This is a genomic window from Shewanella sp. K8 (assembly GCF_028823715.1).
GTDB lineage: Bacteria > Pseudomonadota > Gammaproteobacteria > Enterobacterales > Shewanellaceae > Shewanella > Shewanella algae.
In genome coordinates this window covers 1-17,159 of sequence record NZ_JAPEHY010000011.1, presented here as the reverse complement: position 1 = coordinate 17,159, position 17,159 = coordinate 1, and the positions used below count along the sequence as shown (strand labels likewise).

Genomic DNA, 17,159 nt, shown 5'->3' with positions numbered 1-17,159 from the left:
AATCAAAAGCCCTCCGCTTTAGAAATATTCACAAGGAATGCTTTATATTCAGGAGTTTGCGTATTGGCATCCCCCACTGCAGAAGTCAGCTCATTGACGATATAGCTCTTTTGCGTCAGCGCTTCATAACTGCCATGGCGTGGAATACCTATGGTGTGCACAGCTTTACCTTGTACCATCATGGGTTGCAGACGCTTGGTCACATAAGCCTTGGTGATGATATGGGATCGTTTGGAGGTCACTTTCACCCAATCCCCATTGGCAATGCCCTTCTGAGCCGCCAGGGTTTCATCGATTTCGATAAAGTGTTGTGGCTGGGTAATGGCCGCCAAACGGCAGTGAGTCGTCCAGTTGTTGAAGTGCTCTGTCATTGAATAGGTTGTGCCTACATATGGGAACTCTTCATTGGTCCCGAAGGTTTCACGCATCCCCTGGAACATACGGGCCACGGGGTTGTTGGTGACCTTGGGATGCAAGGGGTTGCTCGCCAGCGGTGATTCAAAGGGTTCATAGTGTTCAGGGAAAGGACCATCTTTCAAATCACGCAGTGCAAACAAGTGCCCCACCCCATCGGCCTGCATGATGAATGGGTGTGCCGAATCCTGAGCATTCAACTTGGCATTGAAGTCAGGCACATCTATGCCTTGCCACTTACCGTCTTTGTACTCGAGCAATACACGGCTGGGATCCCTCGGCTTTCCTTGCACATCGCATGAAGCACGGTTGTACAGAATGCGGCGGTTGGCAGGCCATGCAAATGACCAGTTGGGCGTTATCCCCTTACCCGATGGGTCACTGTTGTCGCGGCGGGCCATCATGTTGCCCCGCTCTGTCCACTGACCTGAGTAGATCCAGATACCGCAGGACGTTGAGCCGTCGGCTTTCAATTCAGTGAAACTGTTCAGCAGCTTGCCGGTTTTAAGATCGTAGCCGTTCATCTCTTTCGCCAGCTCTTCCGAACTTGGCTCATGTTCGATGGCATAATCCCATTTGATTGCTGCTATAGGCTCTGGCAAACGGCCGCCTTCTTCACGATACAAGCGTTTCAGTTCCAGCATGATGCCGGAGAGAATGGCAGGATCCGACAGGGCTTCTCCCGGTGGATTGGCACCTTTAAAGTGCCATTGCAGCCAACGGCTGGAATTGGCAATAGAGCCGCTTTCTTCGGCAAAACAGGTGGTTGGCAGACGGAATACTTCGGTTTGAATATTGGCGGTATCAACATCGTTGAACTGCCCCGCATTACGCCAGAAACTTGAAGTTTCATTCGCCAAGGCATCCAGAATGACCAGAAACTTCAGGTTTGATAAACCTTTGGATACTTTCTGTTTATCTGGTTGAGAGTTCAGGGTATTGATACCTTGAATAAAGTATCCATTCACTTCACCGTGAACCATCATGTCTATCTGTTTGTTGATATCGTACTGTTGATCCCATTTGGGCAACCAGTCATAGCCGTAATCGTTTTCAGCCGTGGCGTAATCGCCGTAGAAAGATTTCAGCAGCGACACAGTAAAGGCCGGGTAGTTATGCCAGTAATTGGTTGAATTGGGACGCAGCGGTTTGGGCGTGTAATGGTTCAAGTAGGCTTCAAGATTAATATCCTGATCCTGTGGCAGTTTCAGATAACCAGGCAGACCTTGGCACAACAACGCCAAGTCAGTAGCCCCCTGCACGTTTGAGTGACCACGCAGCGCGTTGACCCCACCGCCCATGATCCCCATGTTACCCAGCAGCAACTGGATCATCGCCATGGTACGAATGTTCTGCGCGCCGACACTGTGTTGCGTCCAGCCCAGTGCATACAGGAAGGTGGCCGCTTTGTTGTCGACATGGGTAGCCCCAAGCTGTTTGCATACATCCAAATAGGCTTCTTTGGGGGTACCTGTGATACTCGAAACCGTATCCGGGTCGTAGCGTTCAACGTGCTTTTTCAACAGTTTCAACACACAGCGTGGATGCTGCATGCTTGGATCGACTTTAGCGTAGCCTTCATCATCCAATTCATAGAACCAGGAAGACTTGTCATAGGTGTTGGCCGTTTCATCAAAACCACTGAACAGCCCCTCGTTGAAGTCAAAGTCTTCACGCACGATAAACGAGGCATTGGTATAGGCTTTAACATACTCAAGGTTGATTTGATTGGTGCTGAGCAGATAACGGATGACCCCAAGCAAGAAGGTGATGTCTGTACCTGATCGCAATGGAGCATAGGTATCAGCCACAGCAGCGCTGCGGTTAAAGCGAGGGTCTACCACAATCAAGCGCGCATTATTGTGCTCCATCGCCTCGGTTACCCAACCAAAGCCAACCGGGTGTGCTTCAGCCGCATTTCCCCCCATGACAATCGCCAGATCGGTATTTTTCATATCGGCCCAGTGGTTGGTCATGGCTCCGCGGCCAAAGGTCGGTGCCATGGCGGCCGGTGTCGGCGCATGGCATACCCTGGCAATGTTATCCAGGCCCAGCATGCCTATGGCACGACCAAATTTATGGGTCATGAAGCAACCTTCGTTGGCCTGTGCCGATGAGGTCATCATCCCCAGACTGGTCAAACGGTTTACAGTTTGGCCCTTGGCGTTTTTCTCAACCAGGTTCGCGTCACGCTCATCCTTGACCAAGCGAGCGATGCGTTTAAACGCTTCCTCCCAACTGATACGTTGCCATTTATCACTGCCGGGAGCCCTGACTTCAGGGTATTTCAGTCGATGAGGACTGTTCACGTAATCCACCAACCCGGCCCCCTTGGGACACAAGGCACCGCGATTGATTGGGTTATCGGCATCACCTTCGATGTGGAAGATGTGCTGCTCGGCATTCTTGCCATTACTGCTTTGGCTGTACATCAACAAGCCACAACCTACTGAACAATAGCAGCAGTTATTGCGCGTCTCTTTCGCCCTGAGCAGTTTGAATTGTCTGACCGCAGCAAATGCCTTTTCAGACATCAATCCCAGTGCAGAGATTGCAGATGTTGCAGCTCCGGCAGCACAGAGTTTGAAAAACTGTCGTCTGTTCATTGTCATTTCACACACTCTCTTGTTATGTGCAATTTCCAACTGCGGCATGGGTGCCACAGACTCGAGTCAGGTAAAGTCCTTACTCACAGCAGGAGTATCCTAAGAAATGACAATAAATAACAAATACAGACATGTGATCAGCAACACACTATCACAGCCACAGAAATTAAAACCAAAATTAATTTATGAAAAAGAATTAAAAACCGAAAGTCTATTTGAAAACACAAATCAACAGGATTTAACTCCAAATAGCCATTAGTCAAATTGTCCGGTCAAAATGACCATAATGTATAACTTTGATAGTGAAGCAATTAATTAGCGTGACATACATCACCAATTAATCAATATAGAGTCTGTTAACAGAGCTAAATCAGCAAAAGCTTATTTGTGACCCATTTCTCACTTCAAGGATCTTTAATTTCATTAGAGAGGGGAAATTCGCATCAAACAGCAGAGAACTGCTAATTAAGCACATGGTGATACTGGGTAAATTGGCTGGCAACAAAGCACTGATAAATGAACCTGGCAGACTGAAATGATTTAAAGATTCTGGCCATATTTTGAATCGAAAAAGGACAGTTCTTGGACTGTCCTTTTTTCAGGTATGACTTTAAGTTTTCGTTTGGCACCTATTTCAAACCCAACTCATCCAAAAAGGTGCAAACGCCTCAGGCATGTCTGAAACTATCTATGCCTGAAGCACTTGTCAGCCAAGCAAGATCCCCGGCTTTCCATCCAAAGAACGGGCAATGGCACGGCGCCCCTCTGCTTCAGTGAAATCTTTGCTTAGAATGCTATCCACATAGAACCACTCGCTGACCACCTCTTCGCTGCTGAAGGTCAGCGTCATATAACCCCGGTTCAACAGGTTGGCGTATTTAAGGTCATCCACCAGCCCTACAACGGCCGCCTCTGTCGCCGGGATCTGCTCTGAAGGCAGGTTGAGGTAATACTCAAGCCCAGGGGAGGAAACCGAACTGGTGGCAAACTCAACCCCAACCATGTTGCCATCTTTGTCCTTGAGATCATTGGCCCAGGCATTGTGGGTATCACCGGCAATCACCACCAGGTTTTTACCCGAGGCCCGGGCAGTGGCCAGCACGACTTCACGCTCATAGGCATAGCCATCCCAGGCATCCAGGTTGTAGGGGATCGACGGCAGTTGCAAAAGTGCCAGCACTTCCGGCGTCAGTTTGGCCTGGTTGGCAGCCAGATAGGTCAGTTCCGCTTGGGTCAGTGTCGGATCGCCGGCCTGAGCACGAGCTGCCAGCTGGGCCAATGCCGCCAACTCGGCAAACTGCGGAATAGACAGCTGCTGAGTGGCTATCGCCGCCGGCAACATCATCCGCCCCATCAGTATCTGCTGCCCCAAAAGCTGCCACTTGGCGCTGGATTGCAACAGTTTTCCCTGCAACCACAGCAGTTGGGTCTGGCCCAGAAGCGTACGCTGAGTGTCGGTCACGTCGGCGAGAAACTGCTGATCGTTGAAAGCACCGGTAGCCGGATCCAGATAGTTGCCATAGTCCAACTGTTTGTCACGGGCCAACACCCGGGTATCCAGCATATGCAGATCCAGCAGATCGCCGAAGCTGAAACTGCGGTAGATCTCTTCATGATTGCCCTCGCGCCATGGGCGGATAGGCAGCCATTCGAAGTAAGCCTGCAATGCCGCCTGTTTACGGGCGTCGAAGTCCCCTTCCCCTTGGTTATGGTTTTCGGCACCATCCTTCCAGGTGTCGTTGGCCACTTCGTGATCGTCCCAGACGGTAATAAACGGCAGCTTGGCGTGCAGCTTCTGCAAACTGGCATCGCCGCGATACTGGCCATAACGGGTACGGTAATCGCTCAAGGACAGCAACTCTCCCGCGGGTAGTACCTCACGGCCCAGCTCGGCGGCATGTTCACTGGCATAACCACCACGGCCATATTCATAGATATAGTCGCCCAAGTGCAGCATGGCGTCGAGATCGTCCCGCTGCGCCGCCAGTTCATAGACATTGAAGTAACCGGCCGGGAAATTGGCGCAGGACATAACCGCCAGTTTGACCGAATCGACCGCGCCCTCGGGCAGGGTCTTGGTCATACCGACTGTGGATGTCTTGTCACCCGTCATAAAACGATAGAAGTAGCGGCTGCCGCTCTCCAGCCCTATGGCATCGACTTTAACCGTGTAGTCACGCTCGGCATTGGTCACCATTTCACCTGTGGTCACCAAGTCGCTGAAGGCACCATCACGGGACACCTGCCAGGATACTCTGACATCCCCCGCCGTTTGCGGTGTTACCCGGGTCCAGATAATCACGGCATCCTGAGTGGGATCACCACTGGCGACACCATGAAGAAAATCGGCGGCGACAGTATTGTCATCATTGTCACTGGAGCAGCCCATCAGGCCATATGAGAGTACGGCAGCGCCAACACCTTTGGCTGAGAGGGTAAGAAAGTCACGACGGGAGAAGTTGCGGGTCATTGTTATTATTCCTTTAAAAACGCTTCATAATGCTGGTATGAGGTCGGATGTCCAGATTGTGAAGTCAAACTATTACACAATCGTGACAACGAGGTAAACATCTGTTGATATTCAAACGAATTCAGTCGGTTAAACAAAATGACGTCCGCTTTAGGCCAAGGCACTTGCAGCCCGCGGTAACAGGGGGCAAAATGCCTTACAGGACAGAGAATTAGCCCTCTCAGGGCCCAGGTGAAGGAACAAGACAATGAAAGTCAAAGACATCATGAGCACCCAGGTGGTGTGTATCAGTGACGGCGCCAGCGTCAAGGACGCCCACCAACTGATGCATTCCCGGGGCGTGCGCCATCTGCCGGTGATATCAGAAGCCAGCGGCACTCTGGTAGGGATACTCACTCATAAAAAGATGATTGCCACTGTAGTCAATCTGCTGACCCGCTACGGTCAGGGGGCGCTGGAACGAAAAGAACGCGGTACCCTGATAGCCGATCTGATTGAAACCGACTTTGAACCACTCAAGGCCGATGCACCACTGACCCAAGTGGTGGATTATTTTATCGCCAACAAGCATGGCTGCCTGCCTGTGGTGGACGAGCACAACAAGGTGCAGGGCATAGTCACCTCTTCTGACTTTGTCAAACTGTGCCGGGCGTTGCTCAAGGCTTGAACCCATCAAAAAAGCGTGCTTAGAGCACGCTTTTTTGGACTGAGCTTTTGCTTTTGGCGCAAGCTGAACCTATTGAATGAACCAGGTCTTAATTCTTAGTTCTTAGGCCTCTGGCTCTATCTTATTGATACTGCCCTTATAGCCGGTTTCATCCACCGCCTTTATCAGCGCATCCATATCAAAGCCTTCAGGCACTATCACTCTGGCCTGCTGGGTCTTGAGCGAGGACTTGGCCTTAATCACGCCCTCTGTCTTGCGCAGCGCCTTGTTGATTACCGTGACACACAAAGGGCAGGTCATGCCTTTAACATCCAGGGTAACCACCAGATTGCCCGCCCAGGCAAACGGCGTGCACAGCAGCAGTAAAACCAGTAACAAGCTTCTCATTCAAACACCTCTAACAGCCAAGGTAATACAAAAGGGTAAAGCTGAAACGCCAATACCACAGGCACGGCCAGCCAGTAGAGCAGCAACATTCTGGTGCGGCTCATGGTCGCGGTGCACAGAGGCTTTTTGGAAAAATACAAACGCCAAAAGCCCAGCAGGATCAACAGAGTCGACAGCGCCAGCATGGGCACTTGCAGCCAGCCGAGCTGTTCAATGCCCGACAGCGAGGCCGCCGATACCCCAAACACCAGATAGATCAGCGGCCCAATACAGCACAGACTGGAGGCGACAGCGGCAACAACTGCAGCCACCAGTGTCGCCAAAAAACCCTTAGAGCTGTTCTGTTGACTGGAAATCATAGGCGAAAACTTTGGGGTCATAGTAGTTCACAGGGTCGCCATCCACTTCGGCATAAGGATAGCCAAAGTTGTTCAGCGGCGTCTGCTCGGCCATGGGCGCCAGATCAAAGTCACGACCGAAGTTGAAACCAACCCAGTTCATTTCCCAGTTACCGAACAGATAGTCGTTGACCGCCTGCACATCGGGATCCTGGTGTTGCTTGTTCTCGGTCAAACGCATCTTGGTCACATCCGCAGGGTCGGCCGGCAACCAGCCGTAACCCGCCAGATAGAACATAGCACGGCAGTGCTGACCACCACTGACCTTGGCCAGGCCATTGGCATCACTGCTGCCGAAGGCTTTCTTGGAGTATTTGCCCATCTTAATAGCCTGTCCAACACGGATCCCGAACATCTCCCGGGCAGGTATGCCGGCGGCGCGAGCCAAGGCCACAAATACCGAGTTGATATCAGTACACTTGCCACCCAGTTTGCCGCTCTCGAGAATAGTGGCCACATCACCCGTACCGCAACCGATAACATCGTTGTCGCGGAACATATTGGCGCTGACCCAGTTGTAGATGAGGCGGGCCTTTTTCAGCGGGTCGGTTTCCTTGCCAACAATCTTGTCTGAAGTCTGCTTCACTATGCCATCAATGGGCATATGTTTGGTGGGCAGCAGATAGCGCTCCACATCTACCGGGTACTGGATAGTTTTTGGGGCGCGATAATGCTCTAACTCGCCGTTTTTCAGCGGTTCCCAGTCGAGGGTTTCCAGCTCCATCACCAACTGCAGCTCCATCTTGCCTTTGGCATCAGGCCAGGTGGCAAACAGAGTCTTGGCGCCATAGCTGTTATCGGCAGTGATATAGGCGTCCTGGAAATTGCCTTTGAAGTTCAGCTTGCGTAGCTGCTGAAACTGGGTGTCTTCCACCAGCGGGATCCACAACTTGACCACGCCCTCTGAGCCCTCGGGTGCGATCAGTTGGTAATCTTGAGTCAGGGTGAAATGTCTGCGGCCGTCGGCGGAATAATGCTCGACGGCCTTGGTCTTCGATGTGGCCGCCATCACAGGGCTGATGATACCGGCCGTCGACAAAATAGCCGCAGTTTTTAAAAAATTGCGTCTTTGCATTATTCGATTCCTTACGTTTGATTAACAGACGAGTCAATGAGGTGCCCGCTGGCGGGCCGAAGCATTATAAGTGGCGGCCCCTGGCACCGCAACAAAGCCGCAGACACAGGGTCAGTGCAGCCAGAGTCACCAGCAAGGTGGAATAATAAGAAAAATTAACAAGTTTGCGAGACAAAACAACCATATTGGTCATCTTGTCTCGCCTTACGTTTACCAATGTAAAGCCGGTATGGCAGAGGGAAAAATCGGCGCCGGATCACATTCTTACCTGGGCTTATCTCAGCCCCACTTCCACGTCGCGGATAATGAAGTTCCCCGAATAAAGCGGATGGGGTTCACCCAAAGGCTCCAAGGCAAAGAAGCGTTTGTGCTCTTCACTGAGCCCTTCGAAGCCGCCTATCACCTGATAGAGCCAGCTTTCCGGATCCCAGGACAGCTGTTGCTGCTGCAGATATTCCAGCGCCGAAGTGTTGCGGCCCGAGTCAATGACGGCGCAGAAGTACTCATCCACGGCCTCTTTGAGCGGGTTATCCGGCATATCAAAGTCTTCCTGAGGATTAACCGCAACCGGCACATCGTGCTCCTGCAACCTCTTGGGCAGATGGTCACGACTGATAGCCTTGATACGGGCCACCATCTCCATCAGTTGCAGTTCCTGGCCGCTGTTGTTCACATCCACAGATGCCGGTGCCAGCAAGGCCTCAGCATGATTGAACAGCACAGGCACCTGCTTGTGCGCCACATGGTCGGCCACCTGGTAGTCTGGGTGCAAATCTGTATACAGCAACCAGCCTTTGAGCAAACGGGTACGACCGCGGATCTGCCTGAAGCGTCCCAGCAATTCCAGTAGACGCCCCTGCACCACGCTCAGCTCCTGGGTGCAATCACTGAGAGTGTCCTGCAACATGGTCACCAGCAGGCGGCGCAGCTCACGGATATCACCGGCAATTTCGCCAAGCTCGGTAAACTCAAACAGCTCCAGGCCGTTAAGCAGTTCCGATACCTGGCTCTGGGCCAGCTCGTTTTCACGGATCTTGGCGTTAATTGAACCCACATAACCGAACTCGTTATTGATCCGGCCCCAGAGCACACGAATGGAGTAACGCAGGCTCTCGGTGAAGCTGAATACGTGTTCGGTCAAGTCTGCCAGATAGGCTTCGGCGGCGCTGTAATCCACACTGGCGCGCGCCTCACGGTAGTGATTGGCCAAGGTCTTGATGGTGGCCAGAGCCGAACCGACGTTGGCGTTGATCTGGCGGTTACGCTCATCCTTGAGGCCCTCTTCCAGCAGGGCCCTGACATTACGCGACAACCTGAGCGGTTCATCCGGCTCGGGGCGCCAGAGAATGCCGTTGTCGGTAAGCTTCTTCAGCAGCGCAGGTTCCTGCCGGGTCTCGTCCAGACTACCGGAGAGATAGGCGTCCATCACCAGTTCGGCGTTACGCCCAAGCAGCCTCAGCAGCTTGACCCCGGCCTGATGCAGGTTGCTGCTCATATCAGATCCCTCTGGGTGGCGGTTTCAGCCTGAGCCTCCAGACTGAGGCCCTCGGTTTCATCGATAAAGCGGATCACTTCGTAGAGGTAATCCAGCTTGCCGGTGGCGATATAGATCTGTTTTTCCGGATTCGGCCGCACCAGATAACCCAGCTCCTGCAAGCGCTTGAAAACCAGTTTGATCTGACCATCGACACTGCTTGAGCTGGAGCCGAACAGCCGATACTGGCTCAGCTTGGCCAGTTGCTCGCGAAACGCCGGCGTATCCTCAATGCGGCTTTGCAATTCGGTAAGCCGCACCGCCGCGCCTTCGGTCAGGGGGGCATCCTGGCCGCTGGCTTCCTGCACCAATACCAGCCATTCCACCATGGGGATCAACGCCTGGCAGATATCACGAAACTGCGCCGAAATCACTTTGCGCTCGTCTTCTCCCAACTGCAGATAACCGCAGAAAAAGACTTCGCCCTCGGCGGCCTGGGCCACAGTGCGGTTGATTTGGTTGAGATAGGCCTCGACTCTGTCACGGGTGGCCGGACTCTTGAGTGAGCGCCAACCCTCTTCGTCAGTGGTGCGGCAGATAAATTCACCCTTGAGCAGGCGCTCAATCAGGGCGCCTGAGCCGACGATAGTGCTTTGCAGTTCGCTCATTACACCGCCTCCTTGGCCAAGCGCTCAGAGAGCTTTTGCGCTATGGGATCGACCTTGGGTTTAACCACCTGCAGTCGCTTGGTCTGCTTGTTGATGATGTAGCGGTTGGCAAACAAATTCAGTACCTCGGACTCAGGGTTGGGGAAAGCACCCAACACGCTGATATTGTTGTTTTCACAGGCATCGAAGATCTTCTTCACGTTAGCGTGGTGCAAGGTGCCCAGCTCATCAATCGGCCAGTGCACAGTGACATCCGCCTTGCCCCGCAGCAAGCGGGTAAAGGCCAGCAGGAACTTACAAAGAATCAGATAAGCCATACCATGACTGGATGACTCGTTGAGCTGACGGTCGGTGCGGATCACCAGATCCGAGTTGCCCTCCTTGAGGCGCAGCTCAATCTCCAGCAGCTTGGCGATGCCGCCGGTCAGGGCCGAGCGGCCTATGATATCCAGTGCCCGGCGCATGCTGTTGGTATAGTGCTCATCCGGCAGGCCGGTGAAGCCTTCGGCCTTCCAGGCACGGAACGCCTTGACGAACAGCTCCAGCTCAGGCCAGAACTCCAGTTCGCTGATCCGCGAGCGGATCCTGACCGCAGATTCAGAGACGCCATCGAGGAACAGCTCCTCCCCGACTTCGCGGGTAATACGGGCACTTTGGGAGGCAATACGGCGGTCGATATCGGCCAAGACATCGTAGAAGGCGGTCAGGTCGACACCGAAGATTCGGCCCTGTTCACGCAATGCGGTAATCGACTGCGGCACCATCACATTGAGCAGTTGGGCCAGATGCGGCACCAACTTGCGGTAATCCAGCAGGCGTATGCCCTTGTCATTGACTGAGCTGGACTCTTCACGGGCCTTTTCCCAGAACTCGGATAGGCTGGAGCCTGACTTGCTGGCAATCACCTGATCGAAATGATCCACATACTGCCTGACCGAACCCAGCAGATGCTCGCGCTTGAGCAACAGCTCCTCGCCCTGACGCAGACGTTCACCCAGGCTGCCCTGGGGCTCTTCATCGTTGCGCGGCAATTTCAGCTCGGCCAGCTTACGCAGCAAGGCGCGCAACTTGGTGAGGTTTTCCGAGGCCTCTACCTGAGCGGCATCGGACTGGCGCCTTTGTAGCTCCAGTTGCTGGCGGGCATGTTTGACTTCGTTGGCCTTGGTCTTCAATTGCTGATCCAGCTCGGAAGCGGCGCGCTTGACTTCGCCCAAGTCGGTCACCAACTTGGGTTTACGCACCAGCCAGGTATGCTGATACCAGTCGTCATAGCGCAGCACTTCACTGCGGCGCTGCTCGGCGGCGGCAATGGCACCTTCCAACTCACGGATCTCCCGCTTGAGGGCGAGAATTTTGTCTTCATCCACCCCGCGGGACTTAAGCTCGTTCTTGTACCACTGTTCGCAGGCTTTTTGCTCCTCTTTGGTACGACTGCGGCGCTGATTGATGCTCTCTTTGAGCTGTTCCAGATGCTGCTCCAGCGCGCCGACCACTTCCTGCCAGTAGGCGTTCTTTTCCATTCTGGCATCCAGCGCCTGCTCTTTGAGCTCCTCCAACCATTCCAGGTGCTGGTTGCGCAGCTGTTTCATCTCCTGATCCAGCAGCGTCAGGCGTTTACCGGCCTGTGCCTTACGCTCAGCCAACGCCTTATTGATCTGCTCCTGCACAGTGCGGCGCTCCTCGAACAGACGCCGCAAATCGTCACGCAAATTCTTGTATGCCGTGCGGGCAAAGGTCAGCTCACGGCTCAGTTTATCCAGCGCTTCGTTGGCCTGCACCAGGCGCTCTTCCGCTTCTTCCTGCAGCCCATAGGCGTTTTGCAGCGCGTCTTCGGCCTTGGCCAGCTTGGCCCTTAGCTCAGGCTCTGAACTGGCGTATTCGGGGATCTCCAGCACCTTGAGATCCAATGAGATCCCGAAAAGGCTGTCACTTTCGGCGCCGACATTGGGGTGCAAGTCAGTGCGGTGCAGCAAGTCGGGATGTACCACCTTACCCAGGTGCTGCTCCCAACCCGGCACTTCTTTTCGCAGAAACTCCAGCAAGGTGTGGGACTGGGGGAACAGCATGTGTTTGAGATCGTCCAGATCGCCCTGGCGCTCCGTGACTCTGAGCGCGGCAATTCTGAGAGATTCACTGGCCTGATCCCTGAGTGAGCGCTGCTTACGCTCTTCGCTCATCAGCCGCTCCACCTTGGCGTTGGCAGCCTCCTGCTCGGCATCGGCACGGTCGATACGCTCGTCGAATACCGCCAGGCTTAGCTTCTCCTCCTCGGTATAAGTCACACTGTCGACCTGCAGCTTGAGCTCGGCCGCATTGAGCTTGAGCTGGTACTCCTGCTCCTGGAATTTGGCCTTGCCGTTTTCCTGCTGCTCACGGAATTCGGCATCGAGGCGCGCCAAGTCTTCCCGGGCCACTTCACGCTGCTTGTCGCGGGCCTCGCGTTGCTTATCCAGCTCCTGCTGCAGCTTTTCCAGCTCCTTGTTGAGCTGTTCACCAATCTTGCTGCGGCGGGCGTTATAGGCGGCTTCTATGTCCTGGTGTTTCTCTGTTTGCAGCTTGTGTCTTTCGCTGAGGTTCTCAAGATCGCTACGCCACAACGGCAGCTGTTCCAGATTGGCCTTGGCCTGTTCGATATCGGCATCGAGAAACGCCGCATGCTGGTTTTCGATGGCGTCGAGTTCATATTCCAGCTTGGCGACATCGCCCTTGGCGGCAGACAGCTCCTGGTTAAGCTCGTCGCGCTGCTCTTTCCACTCATCGTCCAATGCCTTGAGACGGAAGTTCAGCTCCCGCGACAGGGTCTGATTTTGCTCCTGACGCTGGGCCTCCAGCACTTCGTCATTGCGATAACCTTTGGCCAGGCTGCCAAGACGCAGTTCGGCCGACAGCAGCTCGTTGAACTCCTGCTCCAACTTGTCAAATTCGGGACGGATCTGCTCAAATCCGGCGATCAGCTGGCTCTCGCGGATCCAGGCCTCGACTCGTTGTGGATTGAGCCTTGATGCCGGCGGGTTAACGCCATCCTCTTCCAAAATGGCGGCGATCATCGACTTGACCGTTTCCATTTTGCCTTCTTTGGAATGCACCGCCTTGGCCAGTTTTTCAATATGGCGCAGTGAATGGTCGGCCTCGCACAGAGAGAACAAACGGGCATAGCTGCGCAGCTCAGTGCGGCTGGTGCCTGTGTTGAGCAAGGTGCGATCATTCTGGATGATGGCGCGAAACTCTCGGGTATTCAAAAGCTTGGTATGGTTCACTCCGGCGCGTTTCATCTCGCGGCCCAGTTCGGCCATGGTATGGCACAAAATAGTGTCGCCGTTTTGGGACTTGATATAGTCTTCCAGTTCAAATCCCTTGGCGATAAAGCGGTAGTTGACCCCTTTGCCGTCGCCGGCCGAGGCCAGCACCGCCTGATACAGCAAGCCATCACTCTTTTGGTATTCGTAAATGATATAGCTGGATTCTCTGGGCAGATACCAGCGCTCGAAGCTGTCACGGGTCGAAGGCACGACCCGGCTGGGGTATTCACCATAAAACACAGGCACCAGACGCTGCAGCGTGGTCTTACCCGAGGCGTTGGTACCACAGATATTGGTATGGCCATCGAGCTTCAGTTCCACCACGCCCGGCAGATGGGTGTCGATCAGCACTATTCGAATCAAGCTTGGCATATAAATCCTTATGCAGACAGCAAGCACCAAACGGCCAGAGGCCCCGGCACTCGCGGCAACAGGCGGGCAAACCGCCTCAATACAGCAAAACCCTTAAATTAATGGAAAGACCCACCCTTGGCAATTGAAGGGCCGGTAAAGAAAGCGGGATCCGCTGCGGGTTTCAAAGAATATTATTCAGGTTTGAACAGGCCTATCACTTCACCTGTCGCCTTATGGCTGACCTTGTCATCGGTCTGCTGCTCGCGGTAATCACACTCGACACACTCGACCGTTTCTATGCCGTTCTCCTTGAACAGCACTATGCTGTCCTGAGCCTGACATTTGGGGCATTTGGCACCGGCCACAAAGCGTTTCTTGATCCTGTTCATCTTCTGAGTCTAGTTGATAAGCAATGACGCTATTTTGCCATATCTGTGGCCGCTGTGGCGCATTTTAAACAGCATTACGGCAATGTTTGCGCCAAGGTGCTGGAAAAGCGGGGGATCCCTGTGCCGGATGATGACGTTAGCAAAACGGGCCTACTGGCGTTGTCTTAGCCATGCGCAGTTGCTGTTCAAGGGTAAAACTCGGTACAGTTTCGTTTCCTGCCAATAGAACCACACACATTCTTCTGAGCCTATCTATTAGGGATGAAGCGGGATTAACTGTTAATGATATAGAATCGTGACCGCCCCATGGACACATTACTTGATGGGAAATCAATTCTTGTAGATGAACGGTTAGCTCAAATTTAATCTGACAGGCCTCGATGAAAAGGAGTAGCTGTCAGATAAGGTCTGAAGCACTACAATTTAGGAACAGCTATTTAGGCTGACTACATTTTCAAGCTCTCTGTTTGGAACAACTGGTTATCTGCAACTTACCAAACATCAAGCCTAGAACACTCAAAATCAACCAACATACCTTTATCAACCCCTGCAGGTATTGCACAGTCTAGCTCTATAATGATGGAGCCAACCTTTACAATATTCTCTAATCGATCCTCAACTACTGCTGTCACTCGATGGGGTAAGACTTTCTCCTCAAGTGCTTCAATAGATACAAGTCCAGAATTAGATAACATCACTTCTTTAGCCATGAATGCATGAAGATAATCAACCTCTGCTCCCTCTTCATACTCACATGGCTGGCAAAATGCTATGCAGCTATATTCGCCATCAGTAATTGTCAGTTCAGCCTCTTGAGCTGACTTTGAAGTCCAATTTAACTTTTCAACCTTCATAATCAATCACAAAAAATCAAGCTACCCATGATAATACAATGAATTGCCACTGATTTCTTTCCTAGACACCTTTTAGTTAGATAAACTAGCTAGAAATCATCTTCAACAGAAATAATTCCTGCATTAACCAATGCAACCTGAGTATTTCTCAATAGATTAACAACTTCAGAATCATTAACACCCATTAAGCGTTCAATTACCTCCAACTGACAACCATTAGCTAGATTACTAATTATGATATCACTAGGTATAGACTGGCTGTTGACTGTAGAACTCACGTATGAAATCCAACCGACACTATTGTCAAACTCCATATCAGGATCTATTTTGCAAGCCAAATCATGAGACGTGAACACTGCAAATTCTGGATTACATTGTGTAACTAAAAGCTTCCAAACTTGCCTAAAAAACTGCAATTCATTAACTCTACTTTCAACAGGATAATCTAGTTTACATACAACAGAATTTCCTGGGCTAGCAGTACCATATGCTCCCGAACTCACTATAATAAAAAAAACTGGCCCACAGTCCAATTTAACTTTCCACTGCGATGTGAACCCCAAAGGGGACAATAGGGAAACAGTCGAATCTTCTTGAACAACTTCTGTATATGCGACATCAGGGTCAAGCACTAAACTAATAATTTTACTCTTTTGTTCGAGAAAATCATCTGGCATCACATCTAGTTTTAGTCCCTTTGAGAGTATTTCAAATGAGCACGGGCGTTCTACCGCTGCCTCAATACCTATGAGTAAATCAATGATGAAAGATAAGTATTCATCTAGGCACTGTTGCCTGTCTTGCCAATAGAATCCCATGTATTCTTTTGCTCTAATCATTATTGACCACCCTTAGGCGTATAAACTGGTTTAATATGTTTAACTTTATTCTCTCTTAACAACTGACTTACAAGATCAAACTTTTCTTGATTAGGTATATGCCACTCGACTTTCGTTTTCACCTGTGATGCTACAGCTGACTGCTTTCTCGCATCTCGCAAAACAACATCAAGCGACCAAGCCTCATCTTTGGGCCATTTATTAAAATCCTTAGCATCAATTAAAACTCCACGTTCAGGGTTGAATCCATCAAATTTGATTTCACCGCTTTTCATTAAATCCGTCTTTACAACATACTCTGTATGCCGTGGAGCACCCGTGACTTCAATTTGATATGCAGCGCCTTTTTCTGGTGTATGCCGACTAAATAATTGCTCCAAATAATAGAGCACTGCACCGATATCGTCTAAAGTAGTAACTTGACGCAGTTAGAACACTAAGCCTGGTGAGCTGGGTTCAATAACACAAGTTCGGAAACCCTTGCGCCACAAGTGTTCTGCAATGTGTAGCACAAATAGAATCAGTTAGTTAGAACAAGGAGCCTACGATCTGCCAAGAATTATGGGTTTCTCCATTTTTTCTCTAGCGCAGCATTAAGACTGAGTGTCCATATTCTTCTGCTTTTTGAATCAGACTAAGAAATAGCCCAGTCCTAAATCAGCTTATTCTCCACAACACTAAAGTAACTAATTTCGTACTCTTCCCCTAATTCCAGTTTCAGTTTTTTCCAAATGTCTCTCCCTTCTAAGTCGAATTCTTTCTCCTCATCAAGATTAGAAAAACCAGATTGACTAGGATCATGATTATTAAGAGTTGAATCATAAAGTTCTTCCCATTTAGATATCTTCTCTTTTAATTCATCCGATATAGAAAGCTTTCTCGAATCTAAATTATCTAGACTATCAACATCCCAAAGAGCATAACATTCACAATCAGGTAAAAGCTTTAATCTATTAGGCATATTTTTACTCCGAGATATATGGGGTTAAACGCGATTGAGGGTTCGCACCAACAATAAAGCCATTGTCGGAAATTGTAACACTAATTCGATGTCGAGTATCGTTATAGACAACATCATAAGATATATAGCATAAGATATATAGGAAAAGATATATGAGATATATAGGACATCCTAAACACTTTCTGAGCTATAAGGAAAAGGAAAAGCTCACTGCAGGGTGTCAGTCTCTGATAAATAACGACGGATTTTTGGAAATGAGACTCTCTGAGATGAGTAATCTGCGTGCTTCATACAAAAACTGCGA

General features: G+C 51.2%; 14 protein-coding genes. 1 reads left to right on the top strand and 13 read right to left on the bottom strand.

Annotated features, from left to right (window positions below):
* Positions 1-2: 2 nt before the first annotated feature.
* Together fdnG and ON072_RS07865 are read right to left on the bottom strand one after the other, a co-directional pair.
* Positions 3-3,020, bottom strand: a complete 3,018-nt coding sequence (gene fdnG / locus ON072_RS07870) for a formate dehydrogenase-N subunit alpha (protein ID WP_274626015.1) — start codon at positions 3,018-3,020, stop codon at positions 3-5.
* A 706-nt stretch (positions 3,021-3,726) separates the two neighbouring features.
* Positions 3,727-5,490 carry an alkaline phosphatase D family protein gene (locus ON072_RS07865; protein WP_274626014.1) on the bottom strand — a complete coding sequence of 588 codons (1,764 nt, stop codon included), beginning with the start codon at positions 5,488-5,490 and terminating at the stop codon, positions 3,727-3,729.
* A 247-nt stretch (positions 5,491-5,737) separates the two neighbouring features.
* Between ON072_RS07865 and ON072_RS07860 the strand changes: the two genes are divergently transcribed.
* On the top strand, positions 5,738-6,157 hold the full coding sequence (locus ON072_RS07860) for a CBS domain-containing protein (RefSeq protein ID WP_025011287.1): 420 nt from the start codon (positions 5,738-5,740) through the stop codon (positions 6,155-6,157).
* Between the two features lie 102 nt (positions 6,158-6,259).
* On the opposite strand, the gene ON072_RS07855 is transcribed toward ON072_RS07860, so the two are convergent.
* The 11 genes from ON072_RS07855 to ON072_RS07805 form a co-directional block, all read right to left on the bottom strand.
* Positions 6,260-6,544, bottom strand: coding sequence for a heavy-metal-associated domain-containing protein (locus ON072_RS07855; protein WP_025011288.1), 285 nt, complete (start codon positions 6,542-6,544; stop codon positions 6,260-6,262).
* Positions 6,541-6,858 carry a mercuric transporter MerT family protein gene (locus tag ON072_RS07850; protein WP_037468212.1) on the bottom strand — a complete coding sequence of 106 codons (318 nt, stop codon included), beginning with the start codon at positions 6,856-6,858 and terminating at the stop codon, positions 6,541-6,543. Before ON072_RS07850 ends, ON072_RS07855 begins: the two co-directional genes overlap by 4 nt.
* A 16-nt stretch (positions 6,859-6,874) precedes the next feature.
* Positions 6,875-8,017, bottom strand: a complete 1,143-nt coding sequence (locus tag ON072_RS07845; protein WP_071237224.1) for a transglutaminase-like domain-containing protein — start codon at positions 8,015-8,017, stop codon at positions 6,875-6,877.
* Between the two features lie 274 nt (positions 8,018-8,291).
* Positions 8,292-9,512 (bottom strand): hypothetical protein, encoded by a 1,221-nt coding sequence (locus tag ON072_RS07840; RefSeq protein ID WP_028781085.1) that lies wholly within the window; start codon positions 9,510-9,512, stop codon positions 8,292-8,294.
* Positions 9,509-10,159 (bottom strand): hypothetical protein, encoded by a 651-nt coding sequence (locus tag ON072_RS07835; RefSeq protein WP_025011291.1) that lies wholly within the window; start codon positions 10,157-10,159, stop codon positions 9,509-9,511. The genes ON072_RS07840 and ON072_RS07835 overlap by 4 nt, the downstream gene beginning before the upstream one ends.
* Positions 10,159-13,830: an ATP-binding protein gene (locus ON072_RS07830; RefSeq protein ID WP_274626013.1), complete on the bottom strand. Its 3,672-nt coding sequence runs from the start codon at positions 13,828-13,830 to the stop codon at positions 10,159-10,161. Before ON072_RS07830 ends, ON072_RS07835 begins: the two co-directional genes overlap by 1 nt.
* Positions 13,831-14,003: 173 nt before the next feature.
* Entirely contained in the window at positions 14,004-14,201 is a 198-nt protein-coding gene (locus ON072_RS07825) for a YheV family putative zinc ribbon protein (RefSeq protein WP_025890053.1), read from the bottom strand.
* Between the two features lie 491 nt (positions 14,202-14,692).
* Positions 14,693-15,055: a hypothetical protein gene (locus ON072_RS07820; protein WP_045283139.1), complete on the bottom strand. Its 363-nt coding sequence runs from the start codon at positions 15,053-15,055 to the stop codon at positions 14,693-14,695.
* Between the two features lie 89 nt (positions 15,056-15,144).
* A complete protein-coding gene (locus ON072_RS07815; RefSeq protein ID WP_107005518.1) occupies positions 15,145-15,894 on the bottom strand; it encodes an Imm52 family immunity protein in 750 nt (249 codons plus the stop codon).
* Complete coding sequence (locus tag ON072_RS07810) at positions 15,894-16,274, bottom strand: Tox-REase-5 domain-containing protein (RefSeq protein ID WP_170946731.1); 381 nt, start codon at positions 16,272-16,274, stop codon at positions 15,894-15,896. Before ON072_RS07810 ends, ON072_RS07815 begins: the two co-directional genes overlap by 1 nt.
* 272 nt (positions 16,275-16,546) lie before the next feature.
* The gene (locus ON072_RS07805) at positions 16,547-16,855 is read right to left on the bottom strand and encodes a hypothetical protein (RefSeq protein ID WP_107005516.1); all 309 of its coding nucleotides are present in this window, start codon (positions 16,853-16,855) and stop codon (positions 16,547-16,549) included.
* Between the last annotated feature and the right edge of the window lie 304 nt (positions 16,856-17,159).